At 41.9% G+C, this 21,980-nt stretch carries 20 protein-coding genes; 15 read left to right on the forward strand and 5 right to left on the reverse strand.

Annotated elements, in window-relative coordinates; genetic code table 11:
• Positions 1-205 precede the first annotated feature (205 nt).
• The 5 genes from RMZ43_RS06910 (at position 206) to RMZ43_RS06930 (ending at position 6,947) form a co-directional block, all read left to right on the forward strand.
• Positions 206-1,936: a diflavin flavoprotein gene (locus tag RMZ43_RS06910; protein ID WP_322655238.1), complete on the forward strand. Its 1,731-nt coding sequence runs from the start codon at positions 206-208 to the stop codon at positions 1,934-1,936.
• A gap of 123 nt (positions 1,937-2,059) precedes the next feature.
• A complete protein-coding gene (locus tag RMZ43_RS06915) occupies positions 2,060-2,572 on the forward strand; it encodes a phosphate-starvation-inducible PsiE family protein (protein WP_322646089.1) in 513 nt (170 codons plus the stop codon).
• A 177-nt stretch (positions 2,573-2,749) separates the two neighbouring features.
• On the forward strand, positions 2,750-4,486 hold the full coding sequence (locus RMZ43_RS06920; RefSeq protein ID WP_322655239.1) for a diflavin flavoprotein: 1,737 nt from the start codon (positions 2,750-2,752) through the stop codon (positions 4,484-4,486).
• Positions 4,487-5,129: 643 nt separating this feature from the next.
• Positions 5,130-6,134, forward strand: coding sequence for an ABC transporter ATP-binding protein (locus RMZ43_RS06925; protein WP_322646087.1), 1,005 nt, complete (start codon positions 5,130-5,132; stop codon positions 6,132-6,134).
• Positions 6,135-6,947, forward strand: a complete 813-nt coding sequence (locus RMZ43_RS06930; protein WP_322646086.1) for an ABC transporter permease — start codon at positions 6,135-6,137, stop codon at positions 6,945-6,947. It begins immediately after the preceding gene.
• Between the two features lie 69 nt (positions 6,948-7,016).
• Here the strand turns inward: RMZ43_RS06930 and RMZ43_RS06935 are convergent, their stop codons facing one another.
• A complete protein-coding gene (locus RMZ43_RS06935; protein WP_322655240.1) occupies positions 7,017-7,418 on the reverse strand; it encodes a four helix bundle protein in 402 nt (133 codons plus the stop codon).
• A 132-nt stretch (positions 7,419-7,550) separates the two neighbouring features.
• Here RMZ43_RS06935 and RMZ43_RS06940 point away from each other — a divergent pair, with 132 nt between their 5' ends.
• From RMZ43_RS06940 to purU, 3 genes are all read left to right on the forward strand, one after another.
• On the forward strand, positions 7,551-9,290 hold the full coding sequence (locus RMZ43_RS06940) for a GldG family protein (protein WP_322655241.1): 1,740 nt from the start codon (positions 7,551-7,553) through the stop codon (positions 9,288-9,290).
• 70 nt (positions 9,291-9,360) lie between these two features.
• On the forward strand, positions 9,361-9,984 hold the full coding sequence (locus RMZ43_RS06945) for a DUF4340 domain-containing protein (RefSeq protein WP_322655242.1): 624 nt from the start codon (positions 9,361-9,363) through the stop codon (positions 9,982-9,984).
• Positions 9,985-10,010: 26 nt separating this feature from the next.
• Positions 10,011-10,865, forward strand: coding sequence for a formyltetrahydrofolate deformylase (gene purU, locus RMZ43_RS06950; protein ID WP_322655243.1), 855 nt, complete (start codon positions 10,011-10,013; stop codon positions 10,863-10,865).
• 149 nt (positions 10,866-11,014) lie between these two features.
• Here purU and RMZ43_RS06955 read toward each other — a convergent pair whose 3' ends face one another.
• Together RMZ43_RS06955 and RMZ43_RS06960 are read right to left on the reverse strand one after the other, a co-directional pair.
• The gene (locus RMZ43_RS06955) at positions 11,015-11,395 is read right to left on the reverse strand and encodes a cupin domain-containing protein (protein WP_322655244.1); all 381 of its coding nucleotides are present in this window, start codon (positions 11,393-11,395) and stop codon (positions 11,015-11,017) included.
• Between the two features lie 188 nt (positions 11,396-11,583).
• Entirely contained in the window at positions 11,584-13,110 is a 1,527-nt protein-coding gene (locus RMZ43_RS06960) for an energy transducer TonB (RefSeq protein WP_322655245.1), read from the reverse strand.
• Positions 13,111-13,452: 342 nt separating this feature from the next.
• Here RMZ43_RS06960 and RMZ43_RS06965 point away from each other — a divergent pair, with 342 nt between their 5' ends.
• Positions 13,453-14,106: a MotA/TolQ/ExbB proton channel family protein gene (locus RMZ43_RS06965; protein WP_322646081.1), complete on the forward strand. Its 654-nt coding sequence runs from the start codon at positions 13,453-13,455 to the stop codon at positions 14,104-14,106.
• Positions 14,090-14,494: an ExbD/TolR family protein gene (locus tag RMZ43_RS06970; RefSeq protein WP_322646080.1), complete on the forward strand. Its 405-nt coding sequence runs from the start codon at positions 14,090-14,092 to the stop codon at positions 14,492-14,494. Before RMZ43_RS06965 ends, RMZ43_RS06970 begins: the two co-directional genes overlap by 17 nt.
• A gap of 145 nt (positions 14,495-14,639) precedes the next feature.
• Here RMZ43_RS06970 and RMZ43_RS06975 read toward each other — a convergent pair whose 3' ends face one another.
• Complete coding sequence (locus RMZ43_RS06975) at positions 14,640-15,404, reverse strand: thioesterase II family protein (RefSeq protein ID WP_322655246.1); 765 nt, start codon at positions 15,402-15,404, stop codon at positions 14,640-14,642.
• Between the two features lie 64 nt (positions 15,405-15,468).
• Between RMZ43_RS06975 and RMZ43_RS06980 the strand changes: the two genes are divergently transcribed.
• The 3 genes from RMZ43_RS06980 to RMZ43_RS06990 are packed head-to-tail and all read left to right on the forward strand — an operon-like array spanning position 15,469 to position 18,120.
• Positions 15,469-17,595 (forward strand): NACHT domain-containing protein, encoded by a 2,127-nt coding sequence (locus RMZ43_RS06980; RefSeq protein WP_322655247.1) that lies wholly within the window; start codon positions 15,469-15,471, stop codon positions 17,593-17,595.
• A gap of 41 nt (positions 17,596-17,636) precedes the next feature.
• Complete coding sequence (locus tag RMZ43_RS06985; protein WP_152588851.1) at positions 17,637-17,876, forward strand: type II toxin-antitoxin system HicB family antitoxin; 240 nt, start codon at positions 17,637-17,639, stop codon at positions 17,874-17,876.
• Complete coding sequence (locus RMZ43_RS06990; RefSeq protein ID WP_322655248.1) at positions 17,869-18,120, forward strand: type II toxin-antitoxin system HicA family toxin; 252 nt, start codon at positions 17,869-17,871, stop codon at positions 18,118-18,120. Before RMZ43_RS06985 ends, RMZ43_RS06990 begins: the two co-directional genes overlap by 8 nt.
• Before the next feature lie 86 nt (positions 18,121-18,206).
• Here the strand turns inward: RMZ43_RS06990 and RMZ43_RS06995 are convergent, their stop codons facing one another.
• The gene (locus RMZ43_RS06995; protein WP_322655249.1) at positions 18,207-18,662 is read right to left on the reverse strand and encodes a globin domain-containing protein; all 456 of its coding nucleotides are present in this window, start codon (positions 18,660-18,662) and stop codon (positions 18,207-18,209) included.
• A 308-nt stretch (positions 18,663-18,970) separates the two neighbouring features.
• Between RMZ43_RS06995 and RMZ43_RS07000 the strand changes: the two genes are divergently transcribed.
• Positions 18,971-20,407 (forward strand): carotenoid oxygenase family protein, encoded by a 1,437-nt coding sequence (locus RMZ43_RS07000; RefSeq protein ID WP_322655250.1) that lies wholly within the window; start codon positions 18,971-18,973, stop codon positions 20,405-20,407.
• A gap of 134 nt (positions 20,408-20,541) precedes the next feature.
• On the forward strand, positions 20,542-21,906 hold the full coding sequence (gene miaB / locus RMZ43_RS07005) for a tRNA (N6-isopentenyl adenosine(37)-C2)-methylthiotransferase MiaB (protein ID WP_322655251.1): 1,365 nt from the start codon (positions 20,542-20,544) through the stop codon (positions 21,904-21,906).
• Positions 21,907-21,980: the final 74 nt, after the last annotated feature.

Genomic DNA, 21,980 nt, shown 5'->3' on the forward strand with positions numbered 1-21,980 from the left:
ACTTAGAATTTACATTCTCTCATGTTCATTGTTGAACATAAAAGTAATGATAAACATTGAGAAATTCAATGGTAAGTCAATCAAAATAAAGAATAAATCTTTCTGATGATTAGCTTTAGAAATTGGCATTTTACTAATTGAGTGTTTCAGGTAAATATAAGAACATAACACTCGCTCCAGATAATATTCTTTTTGGAGAAAAGAAATGGTTGCACTGACACAGCTTACTCAAGTTATTGCCAATCCAGGACGTTTGACGATTGAAACTGTTGAAATTGCTCCTCAAACGACTGCTATACGTTGTCTCGACTGGGATCGAGAACGTTTTGATATCGAGTTTGGTTTAAGGAATGGTACAACCTATAATTCTTTCTTAATTCAGGGAGAAAAAGTAGCTTTAGTTGACACATCTCATCGCAAGTTTGAGGAATTATATCTTGAGGTAGTGGCGGGATTAATTGATCCGGCTAAGATAGACTATTTGATTATTAGCCACACGGAACCAGACCACAGTGGCTTAGTGAAAGATATTTTGCAGTTAGCTCCCTCCATTACTGTTGTCGGTGCAAAGGTGGCTATTCAATTTTTAGAAAATATGGTTCACCAGCCTTTTAAATCAATGCAGGTGAAAAGTGGAGAGCGATTAGATTTAGGTAACGGACACGAATTAGAATTTATCTCTGCACCTAATTTACACTGGCCTGACACAATATTGACTTATGATCACAAAACTTGCACTCTTTACACTTGTGATGTGTTTGGAATGCACTATTGTGATGACCACACCTATGATGAAAATATTACTTTAATAGAGGAAGATTTTCACTATTACTATGATTGTCTCATGGGCCCAAATGCCCGGTCTGTCTTGGCAGCTTTAAAGCGGATTGAAAAGTTAGATATAAGAACAGTTGCCACGGGACACGGCCCTTTATTACAACACTATATCTCTGAATGGCTTGGACGCTATCAAAACTGGAGTTTAGAACAAGCAAAAACAGAGACATTAGTGGCTCTATTTTATGTTGAAGATTACGGGCATAGCGAGCATTTAGTCCGTTCCATAGCGCATGGATGCGCGAAAACAGGTGTGGCAGTAGAATTAGTAGACCTCAATAGTGCCGAACCTCAAGAAGTTCGAGAATTAGTTGCACAAGCTTCTGGTTTAGTAATTGCAATGCCACCGCAATCTTCGGTGATGATTCAAGCTGCTTTAAGTACAATTTTGGCTGCTGTTCATAAGAAGCAGGCAATTGGTTTATTAGAGTCAGGAGGGGGAGAAGATGAACCTGTTTATCCTTTACGTAATAAGTTTCAAGAACTGGGATTAACTGAAGCTTTTCCTCCTATCTTAGTTAAAGAAATTCCTACACAAGCAACGGAACAACTTTGTGATGAAGCGGGGACAGATATGGGTCAATGGTTAACCCGCGATCGCACCATTAAACAAATCAAATCTATCAATACTGAGCTAGAAAAAGCTTTAGGACGGATTAGCACAGGATTGTATATTATCACCGCCAAAAAAGGAGAAATTCAGAGCGCCATGTTTGCTTCTTGGGTAACACAAGCGAGTCTTGAGCCTTTAGGAGTAGCGATCGCAGTATCTAAAGATCGGGCAATTGAATCCTTGATGCACGTTGGCGATCGCTTTGTTTTAAATGTTTTAGAAGAGGGCAAGTATCAAGGATTAATGAAACATTTCCTGAAGCGTTTTGCTCCTGGTGCAGACCGTTTTGCTGGAGTGAAAACATATCCAGCGAAAAATGAATCGCCCGTTTTAGCTGAAGCTTTGGCTTACATGGAATGTGAAATTACTAGCCGCATGGATTGTGGCGATCATTGGGTAATTTATAGCACAGTCCAAACTGGAAGAGTTGCCAATCTACATGCGCTTACTGCCGCTCATCACCGCAAAATTGGCAATCATTACTAATTTGTCATTTGTCATTGGTCATTGGTCATTGGTCATTGTTTCTTCCTGCTTCCTACAGACGCGATGAATCGCGTCTCTACCCACTCTTGTACAGACGCGATTCATCGCGTCTCCCAAAAAACTATGTATAAATCTGCTGAAAATACCCCGATTACCATGTACGAAATCAATCGTGGGCGCGTTGTCCGAAGCTTGGAATTTATCCAAGATGTAATTGTAATTTCTTTGTGTATCGGTTTATTTAGCTTCATGGTGCTTCAGGTAAGAGATATGTTTCTCTCCTTACTTCCACCTTTAGATTTTCATGCTGTTACTGCCGATATTCTCTTTTTACTTATCTTAGTTGAGCTATTCAGACTGCTGATTATTTACCTACAAGAACATCGAGTATCTATTGGGGTAGCTGTTGAAGTTTCCATCGTTTCTGCTTTGCGAGAAGTCATTGTTAAAGGTGTTCTAGAAACAAGTTGGAGTCAAGTATTAGCAACTTGTGCCTTTTTATTAGTGTTGGGAGTATTATTATTTCTCCGAGTTTGGCTACCACCTACTTTTGAAGGTATCGACCCGGAACAAGAAGTATCTAAACGCTATAGAAATCGAGCCAAGTCTGAATTAATACAAAACAATGGTCATTAAAAATAGGGAGTAGGGAGCAGAGAGGACAAGGGGACAAGGTGACAAGGTGACAAGGTGACAAGGTGACAAAAGTTTAGAACTTCCAACAAGTCTTTCCCCTTGTCCCCAATTCTCCTTGTCTCCAATTCCTCTTTCCCATGCCCAATGCCCAATTCCCCATTATTAACAGAGGTTATTATGTCTGCTGCCACATTAACGTCCAACCATAGCAGAGATGTACAAGTTGTTGAAATTGGTAAAAATACTCTGATTCTCCGATCGCGGACTTGGGACAGATTAAAATTTGAGGTGGAGTATTCCCGCCAACGGGGAACTACAGCGAATTCTTATCTAATTCAAGCTGATAAAAAGGCTTTAATTGACCCTCCTGGCGAATCTTTTACCGAAATTTACCTTGAGCAACTTGCACAACGTCTAGACTTCATTACCCTAGATTACATTGTTCTCAGCCATGTCAATCCCAACCGCAGAGCAACCTTGCAAGTATTGCTCTCTCTGGTTCCTCAAGCGATACTCATTTGTTCTCGCCCCGCCGCTAATGCTCTCAAAACCGCCTTTCCCGAATTGGAATCACGCATCCAAGCGGTGCGATCAGGGGATACTCTAGATTTAGGACAAGGACATCTTCTATCATTTGTCACCGTACCAACTCCCCGGTGGGCGGATGGACTTTGTACTTATGATGCCGCTACAAAAATTCTCTACACAGACAAACTTTTTGGCGCTCATATTTGCGAAGATACTTTGTTTGATGAAGATTGGAAGGGGTTAGATGCGGAACGTCGTTACTATTTTGAATGTCTCCATGCACCCCAAGCTAAACAAGTTGAAGCAGCCTTAGATAAGTTGTCGGTTTTGGGAGCTAGATGTTATGCCTCAGCACACGGCCCAGTTGTGCGTTATAGTCTTAGCCGTTTTACCTATGATTACCGTCAATGGTGTCAAGGGCAAAAATCTCAAGAATTGAGTGTCGCTTTGCTTTATGCTTCTGCTTATGGAAATACAGCAATTATGGCGAATGCGATCGCTCAAGGTTTGATCCAAAATGGAATTAATGTAGAATCAATCAACTGTGAACTAGCCGATTCTGCCGAGATTAACCGGATTGTAGAAACTTGCGATGGCTTAATTATCGGCTCACCCACTTTAGGGGGACATGCGCCTACTCAAATTCAAACTGCTTTAGGAATAGTTCTCTCAGTCGCGGCTAAAACTAAGTTAGCAGGGGTGTTTGGTTCTTACGGTTGGAGTGGCGAGGCAATAGATTTAATCGAAAGCAAGCTTAAAGATGCTAATTATCAACTAGGGTTTGAAACACTTCGGGTACGTTTCAGTCCTACTCCTGAGATTCTTCAGCAGTGTCAAGAAGCAGGTGCTTCCTTTGCCCAAAACTTGAAAAAAACCAAAAAACTGCGTTCTTCCCGCCAAGTTGTGACAGAAGCCCATGTAGATCGTACCGAACAAGCTGTGGGGCGGATCATTGGTTCTCTGTGTGTTGTGACAACTCGTGATGAAGAAACTCATAAAGGGGTTTTAACTTCTTGGGTATCACAGGCAACTTTTAACCCACCAGGAATTATGATTGCGATCGCTAACGAGCAAAATGCAGAGTTAATGCATCATCCTGGTGATAAATTTGTGTTGAATATCCTTAAAGAAGGAAGAAATGTCCGACGCTATTTTTCTCGTCATAGCACTTTAGGAGATAATCCCTTTGCAAATATTGACACAAAAACTGCTCTTAACGGTTGTTTGATTTTGAATGAGGCATTAGCCTATTTAGAATGTACAGTGCAAAATCAACTTGAATGTGGCGATCGATGGTTAATTTATGCCGTCATCGATCACGGTGAAGTGTTGGAAAATGAAGGTGTTACTGCTTTAGAACATCGTAAATCTGGCAGCTATTATTAAGCTGACTTTTCACAGTATTTGAAAAACCTCTCTAAATCTCTCTCTTAAAAGGAGAGAGACTTTGAATTTTCCCCCTTCCCGCGTCGGGAAGGGGGTTAGGTTTTTTGTGGGCTTTCCTAACTCAATAAAGTGAAAAGTCAGATACACACAAGCCTTTTAGAGTTGCAATTGCATTGTTTCGACTAACAATGCAATTGTTTCGCTTAAATAAATCTCACACTGCGTTTCTATTCCGCCTCGGAATGAATTCCGAGTCTCAGAGCTACTTAAATAATTTAGGACTTACGCAAAAATTGCTAAAAAGCTTAATTTCTCGAACCGCCAAGACGCCAAGAGCGCCGAGAATTCGTAGAGTGTGCGTAAGTCCTATAATTAATTCAGTCCACTTGAGTGGACTTGAGCTATCAGCCCTGAACTTCAGTTCTGGGCGGGATGTCGGTAAGTGCAACAGTTTCACTCTGACAAAGCTTTACAAAGAGAAAGGCTTTAATTTTTCCCCCAACCCTTGTAGGGAAGCTTGCTCGGTGGTTAATTTTTCAGGAACTTTACTCATTGTCGGCGAATCTTAGTGCCAATCCCCCATACCCAACATCGTGATCTAAGATTATTGGGTATTCTATAAATTACGATCGCCACTATACCGATGATCGAAGTTGAGCATCTGAGTAAAATATACGGTTCTACCCCAGCGATTACTGATGTCACTTTTAGCGTCGAGCCTGGGGAAATTTTAGGGTTGTTGGGCCCCAATGGCGCTGGTAAAACCACAACTATGAGGATTCTGGCTGGTTATTTACCGGCAACTAATGGAAATGCCCGAATAGCTGGCTATGATGTCCATGAAAATTCCCTAGCTGTACGCCAACGCATTGGTTATTTACCGGAAACACCGCCGTTATATCCAGACATGACGGTGGAGGGATTTTTGCATTTTGTCGCCCGAATTAAGGGAGTATCAGCAGGCGATCGCCCCAACAAGGTAACAGCCGCTATCGAACGCTGCAACTTAGAAGATAAGCGGCGGGTGATTATTCGCAAACTCTCTAAAGGATATCGCCAAAGGGTAGGAATTGCTCAAGCGATCGTCCACGATCCACCAGCGATCATTTTAGATGAACCCACCGTTGGACTCGATCCCAGACAAATAATTGAGGTACGGAATTTAATTAAAAGTCTCGCTGGTACTCACACAATTATTCTTTCCACGCATATTCTGCCAGAAGTAAGCATGACTTGTAGCCGCGTCGCCATCATCAATCGCGGTAAAGTTGTGGCAACTAATACACCAGAAAACTTAATGACTCAGTTGACAGGTGGCTCAGGGTATGAGTTGGAAATAGAAGGAGAAGCTGCCCTAGCGAAACAGGTATTGCAAAAAGTCGCGGGTGTGAGTTTGATAGAATCAATTCCGACAGCTGGAGGCCATCAAACGCAGGCAAATCGCGCTTACCTGCGGGTAATATCGCAACCGGGAAAAGAACCAGGATGCGATATTGCCACAACATTAGTACGTGCAGGATTCGGTTTACATGAACTGAAGCGAGTTAACGCCACCTTAGAAGACGTATTCTTGCAATTGACCACAGAAGAGAAAAATTTCGATACTGAGGTAGACTTAGCAGCAGACAACGAAGGAGAAGCAGCGTAAATGGGTATAGTGCTGAGTAATATTATTGCCATTTATCGCCGAGAGTTACAGAGTTATTTTGTATCACCTTTGGCTTATGCGATCGCAGGCATATTTTGGTTCATTGCGGGGTTATTCTTCGTGATGATTTTGCTAGGGCCAGATGGCATTTTGGTAGGAGTTGCAGCGATAGATGCACAAGGGCAACAACTCGGAGTGCCAGTACCGCCGATAGATGTCCCCTATGAATTTATCCGGGCATTCTTGGATCGTATGGGGTGGCTATTGTTGTTTATCCTGCCAATTCTGTCGATGGGACTCTATGCCGAAGAACGTAAGCGCGGCACTTTAGAATTATTAGCCACATCACCAATTACTAATTGGGCAGTAGCTTTAGGTAAGTTATTGGGTGTGCTAACATTTTTTACCACGATGGTCGTACCTATGCTAGTGTTTGAAGCGATCGCCATCAGTGGCTCAAATCCACCAATGGCACTCTCAATTCCCTTACTAGGTCATTTTGGATTAATCTTGCTAGCAGCAGCAATTTTATCTTTAGGAATGTTTATTTCTTCATTAACAGATAGTACAATTTTGTCTGCTGTTTTCACATTTGCAGTAATTTTATTATTGTTATTGATTGATTTAATCGCCAAAATTGTCCCTGGCCCCGTGGGCGAAGCATTAGGTTATCTGTCATTGCTAAAACATTACAACACCTTAATTCAAGGAATTTTTGATACCAGCGCCTTAATTTTATTCGCTAGTTACATTTTTTTTGGTATTTTTCTCACAGCTCAATCAATTGATGCACTGCGCTTTCAAAGGCAATAGTCACTTGTCATTTGTCCTTGGTCATTGGTCATTTGTCACTTGTACTGAGGGTAGCCGAAGTATTTGTCCTTAGTCATCTGGTACATTGCCAATTGAGTTTAGGTAGGAGTTTAATTTGGGTGCTAGTTCGTTAATGATTGTTTTAATTGCATTTATCTGTTCGCTAGTTAAAAGGTTACGAGTGTAAGCTCGTCTTAACCAATGTTGAGTTACCCTACGGGAAGCCGCCCTTCGGGCGTCTACATTCAAAGAACCTCTCGCTATCCTTATAAAACGTCTATTTTCTTGAAAACTACCTCTTCCTACACCTTCTGCTATATTGGCACCGATACTATCTGCCGAACGTACAATCTGTTTACCAATCGTATCTTTTGCAAAAAAATTCCATCCCTCAACAATTTTCCAAATGTCATCTGCCAACTGTTCTGATAATTGATAAACCTGTAAATCTTGGAAACGCCTTGTTGCCATTTATTCAGTTATCTACTTAGTTTTTTTAATCACTCAATTTTCGTTCATATATTTTTACTTGTCACTATTTTTAGACAAATGACAAATGACCAATAACCAATGACCAATGACAAATGACAAATGACAAATTCTATGAAGATAGTTGCAAAAAAGAAACTGTGGAAATATCTGTTTTGGTTGGGCCCGTTCCTCATTGCTGTCGGCTTAACAGTTGGGTTAGTCTCTGAACAGTGGGGATTAATTCCATTAGTATTTCTGATTACAGGAATTGTTATTAGTGCGTTAGGGATAATATGGCAAAGCTACGAAACTAACTGGTGGAAGCGTCGTTCTACCCAAGCTGGCACTAATGCTTTAGTAGCAACTCTGGCAGTGTTGGCAATTTTAGGATTGATTAACTTTTTGGGAACTCGCTACCACTTGCGGGCAGACTTAACAGAAACGCAATTGTTTACCCTTGCACCCCAGTCACGCGAACTAGTAAGGGTTTTACCACAACTAGTTAAAGTGTGGGTGTTTGATGTTAACCAAAATCCTCAAGACCGGGAATTGCTAGAAAATTATCAACGCCAAAGCTCAAAATTTAAATATGAGTACATCGACCCCCAAACTAGACCAGGACTTGCAGAAAAGTTTGGGGTCAAAGATTACGGGGAAGTTTATTTAGAATCTGGCGATAAACGGCAATTAGTACAGACGATAAATGAAAATGAGCGATTGTCAGAAATCAGATTAACTAGTCGCCTACAACAACTAACAAATTCAACCACAGCCAAAGCTTACTTACTCCAAGGTCATGGCGAACGCCAACTTTCACCTGGTAAAGGTGCAATATCACAAGCAGTTCAGGCATTAGGTGATAAAAACTTTACAACATCACCCCTGAATTTAGGAGAAACTTCCAAAGTTCCTGAAGATGCGGCTGTAGTGATAGTAGCTGGCCCCAAGCGAGGACTGTTTGAAGGTGAAGTCAAAGCTTTGCAAGAATATCTTAATCGCGGTGGTAACTTACTGCTGATGATTGATCCTAATACCGATCCTAAACTTAACAGCTTGCTGCAAGAGTGGGGTGTTCGTCTGGATAATCGTTTAGCAGTCGATGTCTCTGGCGGAAGCGTGGGACTTGGCCCTGCTACGCCCTTAGTGACAGAATACGGACAACATCCGATTACCAAAGATTTCGGTAACGGTAATTCTTTTTATCCGATTGCCCGACCACTGGAAATTACCTCTGTGCCTGGTGTTCAGGCTACTCCACTGATACGAACCAAACCCTACCCCAACAGTTGGGCAGAAAGCGACCTGCAAAGCGAAAAATTGGAGTTTAATGAAGGTAAAGATATGAAAGGGCCTTTGACCTTGGGCGTTGCCTTAACAAGAAAACAAGCAGCTAAACCTACTTCAACTTCCCAAACTGTACCCACACCTTCACCCTTACCATCACCAACTACTCAAAGCAAGACTAGCCCTACTCCTTCCCCTTCAGCCAAAACTCCGCAAGCGTCACCCCTACCATCACCAAGCACTCAAAGCAAGGCTTCCCCCACTCCTTCATCTCCCCCATCTCCCCCTGCTTCCTCCACTCCTTCATCTCAAACAGCCACCGAGTCCCGGTTAGTAGTTTTAGGAAATTCTGATTTCGCCACTGATGGTTTGTTTCAACAACAATTAAATGGAGATGTATTTCTCAACTCAGTTACTTGGCTAAGTCAACAGGATCAGCAATCCCTTTCTATTCGCCCCAAAGAACCGAAAAACCGTCGAATAACTCTGACAACCACACAAGCCAATCTTTTAATATTGTCATCTTTGTTACTTTTACCTTTAATTGGGTTTGCGATCGCAGTTATTATTTGGTGGAAACGACGCTAAGAAGTAAGTTAGGAGTTATAAATATTAACTCTTTACCAATGACAAGTGACAAATGACAAATGACTAAAAAATGAAATTGTCGAAAACAACTTTAATTTTGATACTGCTAACGCTAGGTTTAGGCAGTTTTGTTTACTTCCATGAAATTCGGGGTGCGATTGTACGAGATGAAACAAAGGAGCAAAAGCAGCAAATTTTCTCTTTTGGAGAAGATGAGGTGCAGTCTTTAACAGTTACGACAAGAAAGCTCACCCTGAATCTGGAACGTAACCCTGAATCTAATAACCCCAAGTGGTTAATTAAATCTCCGGTATCGGGGCCAGCAAATGATGCTATTGTTTCTTATTTAATGGATTTGTTAGTTAAAGGTAATAGTGAGCAGACTTTATCAACTCCAGCAAAAGACCTTAAAGAATTTGCCTTAGATCAACCCCAAGCTACCATCAATATCATCCTAAAAAACCGAAAAAGCCATCAGTTGATTTTGGGTAAATCTAACTTTAATGGTCGTTTCTTGTATGCTCAAGCTGACCCTGCTGCTAAACCCGATGGGAATATAAATGTGCTGTTGATATCTACAGATTTTGCAAATGCCGTGAATCGGGAATTATCAGAGTGGAAACAACCTGTAGATAATAGCCAGAAACTTCCTCCGCTCACGATTCCTAAACCGACTCCGACAAAAAGCAAATAATTAATTTAAAATCTGGTGATATTATTATGACAAATCCGACAGCAACATTGCTGATTTCCTGCCCCGATCGAAGGGGATTGGTGGCGAAATTTGCCAATTTCATCTATTCTAATGGTGGTAATATTATCCATGCAGATCAGCATACAGATTTCGCTGCTGGGTTATTTCTTACCCGAATTGAATGGCAATTAGATGGGTTCAATTTGCCGCGAGAGTTTATTGCTCCGGCTTTTAATGCGATCGCACAACCTTTAGGTGCTAAGTGGGAATTACGTTTTTCTGACACAGTACCACGCATTGCTATTTGGGTAAGTCGGCAAGACCATTGTCTATTTGATTTGATTTGGCGACAACGCGCTAAAGAATTTATTGCTGAAATTCCTTTAATTATTAGTAACCATTCTAATTTAAAGGTAGTTGCAGAGCAATTTAATATTGACTTCCAGCACATTTCCATCAATAAAGATAATAAAGCAGAACAAGAAACTCAACAATTAGAATTATTACGCAAGTACAAAATAGATTTAGTTGTATTGGCGAAATATATGCAGATTGTTAGTGCAAATTTTATTAGTCAATTTCCACAAATTATTAATATACATCATTCGTTTTTACCAGCTTTTATCGGAGCAAACCCTTATCACAGAGCTTTTGAACGTGGGGTAAAAATTATTGGTGCAACTGCTCATTATGCCACGGCTGATTTAGATGCAGGCCCAATTATTGAACAAGATGTGGTGCGAGTTAGCCACCGTGATGAAGTTGATGATTTGGTGAGAAAAGGCAAAGATTTGGAGAGAGTTGTATTAGCAAGAGCAGTGCGATCGCATTTACAAAATCGTGTATTGGTATATGGTAATAGAACAGTGGTATTTGAGTAAATGATACTCAAGTGACTAGAAGGTTTTGACTGATTTTCACCTTCTTTGTAAAAAATTGGGATGCTCCCGCTTTCAGTTGCTTATATGAAAGTAGATAGTTACTGCTTTATTCCCAAGAAGTGCCGAATGTGGGTTGAAAATTATTATTATTATTGTGGCGATCGCACTGCTACACTATCGCCTGGTGTTGAAGGCCATCTCACCGTCAGAATAGTACAGTCAGACTGAGCAACCCAACAATGTGGCACACCCGCACACCACAGCACATAATCACCCTCACGAGATAGAATCATCTCGCGATCTTCAAACTGAAGGCAAAATTGGCCATTAATCAAGATGGAAAGAGTCGCGGCTGTGTCATTTACTCCCCACTCGGTTCTACAGTCTCCTGCTTTATGGACACCCCACTTTATTTCTAGTGCTGTGGTTGAACGAGGATCATCATCTGGGGTAATGAAGTAACCCATAAACCAACCCCAGCGATTTGCACCTTCGCTAGCAGCATTCCCAAAAATAACTTTAGGCTGCATTACTCACCTTCTTCATTCATAACTAATCAAAATATATGAACACAGATAATTAATTATCAAAATTATCTGCGTCCATCTGCGTCCATCTAGGGATTTAGATTAACGTGAGTTCGACTAACCTCTTTCTTTAGAAGAAGATCAAGCTGGCTTTGCAAGGTAATAGATAAGTAAGTTGGCGTACAGCGTAGCTACTCTTGACTGGGAGCAGCAGGTTGCGATTGAGGTGATTGAGGTTGTTGGCGTAAACGGCGCAAAGAGTCCCGCAACTTGTTCTGGCTAGTGTTATCTCTTCGCCGCCGCCGATTTGTGGTTGATTGTGGCTTTTGTGATGAATCGGTAGCCGTTCGCTCACGTTGGATACTGCGTAAGGAATCTCTTGCACTTCCTTGAGTACGAGTTGTCCTAGTTCCAGATGATGAATTTGTAGGAGAACTTTCCGCTCTTTGAGGTTCTAGTCGCCGACTAAATCCAGATATTGCTGGTTTTCTGACTGTAGCTTCATTAGGTGAAGGTGTTAACTCTCTGCGCCTACGTCTTGGAGTTTCCTGTGTGGAGTTAGCAGCCGTTGTCTGCCGAGTTTTTTCTTCTGCTTGTCTTTGTGCTTGCCGTTCTTGAACTTGGCGCGATCGCCTTGAACCTTTGATGGCAAATTCAGTGGCTATAGCTACCCCTTGTCTACCACCTTCTGCGGGTTTTAATTTCCAGTCACGCGCTTGTCTCATGGTTTCTTGATCTAAGTCGCGGTTTCCACTGGAGCGAGCAATCCGCACATTGGTAACATTACCTTGTGCATCAGTATCTACAGCTACTTCCACTCTACCTTCAACTCCCCGCCGTCTTGCTGCCTCTGGATACTTGGCATTGCATTCGCGGCAGGCTGCACGACCATTACCTGGACTGTTAATTTTTGGAGGTGTAGGCGCTGTTGCTACTGCGGGACGGTTTCCTGTTCCACTACCAATGCCGCTACCATTACCACTACCAGTGCCGCTACCATTACCACTACCATTACCGCTACCAATGCCGCTACCAGTGCCAGTGCCAATGCCGCTACCAGTGCCGCTACCAGTGCCAGTGCCAGTTCCACTACCAATGCCACCTCCAGTGCCAGTGCCAGTTCCTCCGCCAGTGCCAGTACCGCTACTTGTACCTACAGCAATACCACTACCTGAGCCTAAACCAACACCAGAACCGCCACCGCCACCGCCACCGCCACCGCCACCACCACCACCACCACCGCCACCCGCCGAACTTGCTTTGGAATCTCCAGATAGAGGTGATTGTGGAATGGGTGCAGATTTCACAGGAACTTCTGGCTTGGTAGCAATTGCTTTTGACGGTGTATTTGTCAACTGTGGCTTCTGAGCGACTGCTGTAATCTGTTCAAATTGTTGCTGAACTTTTTCTAGTGGTGGAGTTTCTATAGGCTGTTTTTGGACAACTTCTGGTTCTTTTTGGACAACTTCTGGTTCTTTTTTTATTTCTTCTGGAATCTGTGCAATTGGTTTTTCTGATTCCGCAGTGGGAGAATCAACCATCGCCACCTCTATCGGTTCTTCTTCTCCCGTAGGGACTCTCGTCAAATAATTACCTATGCCTAAGGACAGTACGCCGATATGCAGCGCCAGTGAACCTATCAGACTGTAAGTCAGAAAAGACTTGAGAGCCTCAACTTCTTTGGAACGTTGCTCGACAGTAATGCCAGAAAAGCTCATAGCTATTGCTACCTATTCTCACTAACTTAGCTATCTTAGAATGCAAGGTTACAAATATCAAGTAAAAAATTAAAATTACTTGCGATCGCTTTACGGAACCCTGCAATAACAAAAATATCTTTTCAAACTACTAATATCAGGGCTTTTGGACAAAATTAATTTTTGTTGCAATCCAATTAAATTATTTTATGTAAAACAAACGGATAAGTAAATAAAAGTCATGAGCATTACATTTGAAAAATTTATCATTATATTCTATATTTTATTGAGAAAAAGTTTCAGCTTTTCTCTAGATTCTGGTAGTCTGATTTTGTATTGTGGACGACGTTATAGAGGCACTACATGGGAATTCAGAATTTGTTTGCAGCAGGTGGTATCGTCATGTGGCCCCTGTTGGCGTTTTCGGTATTAGGTGTGGCACTGATCATCGAGCGGATCAGATTTTGGGTACGGATCAATCAGCGCCAAAACCGGGTGGTGCGAGATGTTTTGAATCTCTACCGTCTCGATAATGTTGTCGGTGCAATGGATAAACTTCAGAAAAACGCAGATTTGCCACTCGCCCGGATTTTTCTAGCGGCTTTAGAATTGGAGGAGCCAAATCCAGAGGAATTTCGTTTGGCATTAGAAAGCGAATCGCAGGCTGAGATACCTGTGTTGAAACGTTTTCAAAACCTTTTCGAGACAATTATTAGTCTGGCACCACTGCTGGGTCTTCTCGGCACTGTATTAGGATTGATAGCTTCCTTTGCCTCCCTAAATCTTGGTGATGTGGGAGGTAGCAAAACGGCAAGTGTTACAGCTGGGATTAGTGAAGCCCTAGTATCAACAGCATCAGGATTGATCGTTGCTATATTCATACTCATGTTTGCCAATACCTTCCGGGGACTGTATCAACGGCAAATTGCACTAATTCAGGAGTATGGGGGACAGCTAGAATTACTTTACCGCCGTCGTTATGAACGAGGAGAAAAAACCTATGCGACTACCAGATGAGCCAGAACTTCCATTACAGATCAACATCGTGCCGATGATTGACGTGATTTTTGCAATTTTGACATTTTTCATCATGTCAACTCTGTTTTTAACGCGTTCAGAAGGTTTACCAGTAAATTTACCAAAGGCAACCACAGCGAAGCAACAGCAAGTTCCCACTAAAATTACAATTACGGTAGATGAAAAAGAACAAGTAAGCCTGAACCGTAACCCAGTTGCAATTGATGATTTGACAGCGCAAGTACGTACTCTAGTTGGTTCAAACCCAGAAGTGTTGGTAATTATTAATGCTGATGAAAAAGTTGATTATGGTCGGGTAGTAGCGGTGATGGATCGGGTACGTCAAGTTGAAGGAGCAAAGTTAGCGATCGCTACCCAAAAACAATAAGTAGAAATATTGTACATAAGAAGTTCAGCGAGTCAGAAAAATTCTCTATTCTGACTCCTAACTCCTTCTTGTGTGATGACAGAACAAGTAAATTTATTTATGGGGATTATTAATTTTGACTTTTGACTTTTGATTTTTGACTTCCCTAAAGGCGCTGACGCATTTGCAATTCTTGAGATATAAATTTTAATAATAATTCTTGCTGTGAATGGATAAAAAAGTGGTCACTGTTTAACTCATGTAATGAGAAAGTAGCGATCGTCTGCTCTCGCCATGCTTGCAATTGCTCATGATTAACTTCTTGGTCTTGCAAACCACCAATAACAGTAATCGGACATTCCAGAGGCTGTTTTTGAGTGTAAATATAAGTTTCCAGAACGGCAAAATCTGCCCGTAAAATGGGTAGGAACATCTGCATCAGTTCCGCACTTTCTAGTACTGCTTTGGGTGTACCGTTAAGACTGCGTAACTCGTTGAGTAAATCAGGGTCTGATAGGATGTGGAGGGGTGCTTTTGTGGGCGGGATTTGCGGGGCGCGACGAGCAGATATGAAGAGGTGAAAGGGAGCAAGACTATACTGAGAACGAAGTAGATGGGTCAACTCAAAGCTAACTAATCCGCCCATACTGTGACCGAAGAAGGCGAATGGTTTGTCTAAGTATGGTAACAAAAATGGAGCGATCGCTTCAACAAGAGATTCTAATCGCGTTAAGGGTGCTAATTTAATCTGTCTTCCCCGTCCCGGATATTCCACAGCACAGACTTCAACATTACTAGGTAGATTATTAGGCCAAGTGCGAAAAATTGCCGCGCTACCACCAGCGTAGGGAAAGCAGAATAAACGCAAGTTGACTTGAGGATTTGGTTGGGGACAGATAACCCAGGAATTGAAGCTTGGTGTAGTTGTCATAATATAACTTAGAGTTGATAATACAACTTTGCTTTAATTTTTAAGTATATTAACTGATAATCTTATGACAGGCATGGAACCTTGGGCAATATCAGTCGTTAGTGGTGTAGCAGTTCCGATTTTCCAAATCCTTTGGGGCAGCGGCGGTAAGGTTCTAGGAATATTTGGTAAAACTCTGGACGAAAAAACTAGGGATATAATTTTTGCCGCATCAAAACAATATGTCCAAAACTACGAAGAACGGCATGGCATTCTCAAGGTATTAGGAATGCGTGAACCTGTTAAGCTGGAATCGCTCTATACAGCAGTGCAGTTTTTAGATGATGATACTATTAAGAGTTTTGAATCTATTGAGAATTTAGAAAATTTCTATCGCCAAGCTAAAGTCCGAAGGTTTCAATCTCAAGATGATCGCAAACAAGAAGGAATAAAAGTTACTAACGATAAACAATATTTGATGATCCTTGGTGGGCCTGGTGCAGGAAAGTCTACATTTGTGCGGAAGATAGGACTAGAAGCGCTCAAAGGTAAAAAAGGAGAATTCAAACACGGCTGTATTCCAGTTTTTATTGAATTGAAAAGGTTTGCATCCAGCAATATCAATATTGAAACGTTTATTGCTGAAGAGTTTCGTATTTGTGGCTTTCCATCACCAGAGAAATTTACAGCCAAAGCCTTAGAAGAAGGTAAATTACTAATTTTGCTGGATGGTTTGGATGAAGTACCAACAAAAAACTTGACCGAAGCAATTAGTGAAATTCAAGATTTTGTTGACAAGTATGATAAAAATCGTTTTATTGCCTCTTGTCGCACGGCGGCTTATCGCAGTAGGTTTCGTCGCTTTAGCGATGTGGCAATGGCAGACTTTGATAATACCCAAATTCAGCAATTTATTTATAACTGGTTTCATTGTGAAGCAGACAAGCAGGCGAAGACAGGCGAGAAATGCTGGGAGTTATTGCAAAAACCAGAACATGAAGCTGCAAAAGAGTTGGCACACACACCTTTATTGTTGACATTTCTGTGTTTATTTTATGACCGTTCCCAAAGTTTTTCAGATAATCGCAGTGTTCTTTACCGGAAGGCACTGCGGATATTGCTAGAAGAGTGGGCATCAGAAAAGCGAATTCTCAGAGATGAGATTTATCAAGGACTGCATACAGAATTAGAAGAGATATTACTATCAGAGATTGCTTATACAGGTTTTAAGTCTGACAGGCTATTCTTTTCACAGCGCGATATAGTTCAGCAAATTAAAACATTTTTAGCGAGTAATTTGAATGCACCTCAGCATTTAGATGGGGAATCAGTGCTGAATGCGATCGCTGTTCAACAAGGAATTTTGGTAGAACGAGCCGAGGATGTCTTTTCCTTCTCTCATCTGACGCTACAGGAATATTTAACAGCACAATATATTGATGACCATCGCCAATTTGAGAAATTAGTTACTGAACACCTAATAGATGAACGCTGGAAAGAGGTGTTTTTGTTAATAGCTGGGTTAATGCGCGGCGGTGCAGATGATTTGCTGTTGCTGATGGAAAAGGAAGCCCAAAAATATATTAATACCGCGAAGTTACAAGCTCTATTAAACTGGGCAGAACAGGTAACAGCTGGATCGCCAGGGGATTTTAAACCTGTGGGTAAACGTGCAGTTGCACTCATCAACGCTAATACCATTGCCATCGGCATCGCCCAAGCCTACGCCATGAGCATCAGCGACACCAATGCCTACGCTGATGCCTACGCCTATACCTACGTGAACACCAGAGATATCGCTATAACTTACGTAAGCGCTGACGTAATTGCTGGTGCTTATGCCAATGCTATCGTCAACGCCAACGCCGAAGCTATCGACTATACTCGTCAATTTGAACAATTAAAAATCTTCAATAATATCAACTTTACAATGCTGATTGCCCAACTAGAAACACTGAAAGCTCTGATTCCTGATAATAAACAACCAAACGAAGTGCGTTGGGTATTTTCTAAGCGACTCCAACAAACCTTACTCAATGCTTTCCATCTCACCCCTGAAATGGTCAACTTATCTGAGGAAGAAGCGAAAGCACTCGGCGATTATCTCTACGCCAATTACCTCATCATCCAATGCAAACAAGCGGCAGTGCGGGTGTCGCCCCAAACCTGGGAAGCAATTGAGGCGCGGATGTTGTTGGTTCCAGATAGTTAAGCAACAATAGAAAAATGAAAAGATAGCCAGATAAACGCTCCATGAGTTCATTACAACAGGCTAAAGATACAAAAACTCGAACCTTTACAGCAATCTTGCATTGGGAAGAGGATGTTTATGTAGCTGAATGTCCAGAGGTGGGAACCGCCAGCCAAGGAGAGACGATAGAAGAAGCGATCGCTAATTTGCGGGAAGCAACGGAACTTTATTTAGAAGAGTTCCCTCTTTCTGAGACAGCACCTCGTCGGTTGCTAACTACATTTGAGGTAACTAGTGCCTAAGCTACCAAGAGTTCGAGCTTCTGAAGTTATACGTGTTTTGGAACGCTTAGGTTTTGTTCAGGTACGACAACGTGGCAGTCATGTGATTTTGAAAAAACAATTTGTGGAGGAAGGTGAAGGACAGAAAGTGAATGAGGTGGGTTGTGTTGTACCATTGCATCGCAAAACTATAGCTACTGGAACGCTAAAGAGTATTTTGAGCCAATCTGGAGTCTCTGTTGAGGAATTTCTGGAAAATCTTTAGTCGCTACTACACGAAAAACTGTTATTACAAAAATTAAAGCTCTACTTAAAATACTTAAGCCGTCGTTATGACACTAAGTTCTGTCCTTAAGAATGCACAAGTTGTTTTCTCTCTTCATCATATATGTCATGTTCTCTGTGAATGAAAACCTCAGACAATGCCTCATAAGCTTCAGTCCAAGCAGCCATAACTTCTTCTGTAGCTGCTTCTCCCAAAACATCTTTCATAGCTTGCAGTAAACTTTCTCCAACAATAGGATATTGCTCTGGTGTAACATGGGTCTGCACATGACGATGAGCAATCTTTTCCACCATCGATTTTAAAGCAGGCAAATTATCAATCTGAGCAGCATAACCATAAACTGCTGTAGCTAACCTCGCAGGCTGAGAACCATTTGCTTGAGCAGACATATCAAATTGCTCTCTGATTTCTGGATGGTTGTGAAACATAATCTCATACATCCGAGTTGTAATTTGCTGACCATTCTTTTTCAAAACAGGTGCTGTAGATTTAACGATATCTATTGTTTGTTGGCTAATCATAGTATCTTGAACCACTGGGAATGTTGATTGACTTCAATTTAGTGGTTATTCCTAGCAGTTACTATGAGCTAGCTCAGTTAATACCATTTTGGCTTTTGGATTTTAGATTTTGGATTGGAAACCGCTTAGTGTATCTGGGTTTTCTCTGTCTATCTGTCGCAATCATTTTTAAAATTGGTATAACGATTAATATCATGTCAAAGCTTCTATACATCTACAGCCAGAAGCATTGTTAAAAAATTGCACCAAAGATAAAAATGTAAGAATGCAACTATGTACATCGATAATTTATCAAATAAAACTTTGACATGCATACCATCGAGAAAAAGTCAATAACAAAAGCTTGGGCAGGTGCGATCGCTAAACCAGCTATAGAATTTTCCTCTACCCAACTGCCAATTATCTCTGGCAAAATTCCAGATGGCTTGCGTGGCACACTTTACCGCAATGGCCCCGCACGGCTAGAACGCGGTGGCATTCACATGGGACACTGGTTTGATGGAGATGGAGGAATTCTGGCTGTAAATTTTACCGATGCAGGTGCAACCGGAGTTTATCGCTACGTGCAAACCTCTGGCTATCAAGAAGAAGCCGCAGCAGGTAAATTACTCTACGGCAATTATGGCATGACTGCACCAGGGCCAATTTGGAATCAATGGCAAAAGCCCATAAAGAATGCTGCTAACACTTCGGTGCTAGCACTTCCAGATAAACTTTTGGCACTGTGGGAAGGTGGTAAACCCCACGCCCTCGATTTACAAACTTTAGAAACTTGGGGCGAAGATGATTTAGGGGGATTAACTAAAGGATTAAACTATTCCGCACACTATAAGCGTGACAAGCAAACAGGGGAGATTTTTAACTTTGGCATCAGCCCTGGACAAAATGCGACACTTAATATTTACAAAAGCGATTCGACTGGCCGGATTATCCAAAAAGCCGCATATCAGCTAGATGGTGTACCATTAGTGCATGATTTTGTTTTAGCAGGACAGTATCTAATATTTTTCATTCCGCCAGTGCGCTTGAATGTCTTACCCCTGCTAATAGGGATAAATAACTATAGTGATTCGTTAGAGTGGCAACCTAGATTAGGAACTCAGATTTTAGTTATTGATCGAGAAACCCTATCTGTAGTGAGTCGTGGAGAAACCGAACCTTGGTTCCAATGGCATTTTGGTAACGGTTATGTAGATGCTAGCGGCTCAGTAATTGTGGATATTGCCCGTTATGAAGATTTTAAAACTAACCAATATCTCAAGGAAGTAGCTACAGGTGAGACTCACACCCCAGCGAAAAGTACACTAAGGCGAGTTCATCTACATCCCCAAACTGGTAAAGTTACGTCAATTCAGCAACTATTAAACCAACATTGTGAATTTCCCAATGTACCACAGCAAAACGTAGGACAAGCTTCACGCTACACATATATGTCAACATTCCGTTCAGGAACAGATATTAGCCAAGAAATATTAAATGCGATCGCCCGCTTCGACAACAAAACCGAAACCCTCACCGAAGCAAACTTAGGAGAAAACCGTTATCCTTCAGAACCCATCCCCGCCCAAGACAGCCAAAACCCTGCACAAAGTTGGGTACTAAGCGTTGTCTATGATGCTAATTCTCATACTAGTGAAGTTTGGATATTTGATAGCGATCGCCTGGATGCCGAACCCGTTTGCAAACTAGGATTACCCAGCGTCATCCCCCACAGCTTCCACGGCACCTGGAACCCAGCCTCATAAACCCTCTGCGTTACCTCTGCGTTTCCCTTAGCTACCTGGTGCGTTAAAAAAACATATCGCACTGGTCACTACATTACGCGGGTTAGAATAGAAATAAACCTTAGATACATTACCCTGATTAAGTAGAATTGCCCATGACCACTTCTAAACGCCACTACCACATCACTACCTTCGGTTGTCAGATGAATAAAGCTGACTCAGAGCGCATGGCTGGCGTTTTGGAAGACATGGGCTTTGAATGGTCAGAAGATCCGAATAATGCAGATGTAATTCTCTACAATACTTGCACAATTCGGGATAATGCCGAGCAAAAAGTATATTCCTACCTCGGCAGACAAGCGAAGCGCAAACATGAGCAGCCTGATTTAACGCTCATTGTTGCTGGTTGTGTTGCCCAGCAAGAAGGTGAAGCACTATTGCGGCGAGTCCCAGAATTAGACTTGGTAATGGGGCCACAACACGCCAACCGCCTCAAAGATTTGCTGGAGTCAGTCTTTGACGGCAACCAAGTTGTCGCCACCGAGTCAGTTCATATTATTGAAGATATCACCCAGCCGCGACGGGATAGTAAAGTAACAGCTTGGGTAAATGTAATTTACGGCTGTAACGAACGCTGTACCTATTGTGTAGTTCCCAACGTGCGCGGTATTGAACAATCGCGCACACCGTCAGCTATCCGGGCTGAAATGGAAGAATTAGGACGGCAAGGTTACAAGGAAATTACTCTACTCGGTCAAAATATTGACGCTTACGGTAGAGATTTACCAGGAACAACAACAGAAGGACGGCATCTGCACAACTTCACAGATTTACTTTATTACGTTCATGATGTACCAGGAATTGAAAGGTTAAGATTTGCTACTAGCCATCCCCGTTATTTTACAGAGAGATTAATTAAGGCTTGTGCTGAGTTGCCCAAAGTCTGCAAACACTTTCACATTCCCTTTCAATCTGGAGATAATGAACTATTGAAAGCGATGTCGCGGGGTTATACTCATGAAAAATATCGTCGGATTATCGATACCATTCGGCGGTATATGCCAGATGCTTCCATTAGTGCCGATGCGATTGTCGGTTTTCCCGGAGAGACAGAAGCACAGTTTGAAAATACTCTAAAACTGGTGGAAGATATTGGCTTTGATATGTTGAATACAGCAGCATATTCGCCGCGTCCAGGGACACCAGCTGCGCTATGGGACAATCAGCTAAGTGAAGAAGTTAAAAGCGATCGCCTCCAACGCCTGAATCATTTAGGAAACTTGAAAGTCGCCGAGCGATCGCAACGTTACTTTGGGCGTATCGAAGAAGTCTTAGTAGAAGACCAAAACCCCAAAGATCAAACCCAGGTGATGGGACGCACTGATGGTAATCGTTTGACATTCTTCAGTGGCGACATCAAACAATTAAAAGGGCAGTTAGTAAAGGTAAAAATTACCGAAGTTCGCCCTTTTAGCTTGACAGGTGAACCAGTTGAAGTTAAGCAAGCTTTATCTGTCTGAGAAAATAGACATAGGAGTGAAATTAAATATGCGTTATCCATAACCCTTGTTTTGACGTGGTAGTGCTACGTCAA

The sequence above is a fragment of the Nostoc sp. CmiVER01 genome (assembly GCF_034531135.2).
In the GTDB taxonomy this organism is placed as follows: domain Bacteria; phylum Cyanobacteriota; class Cyanobacteriia; order Cyanobacteriales; family Nostocaceae; genus Nostoc.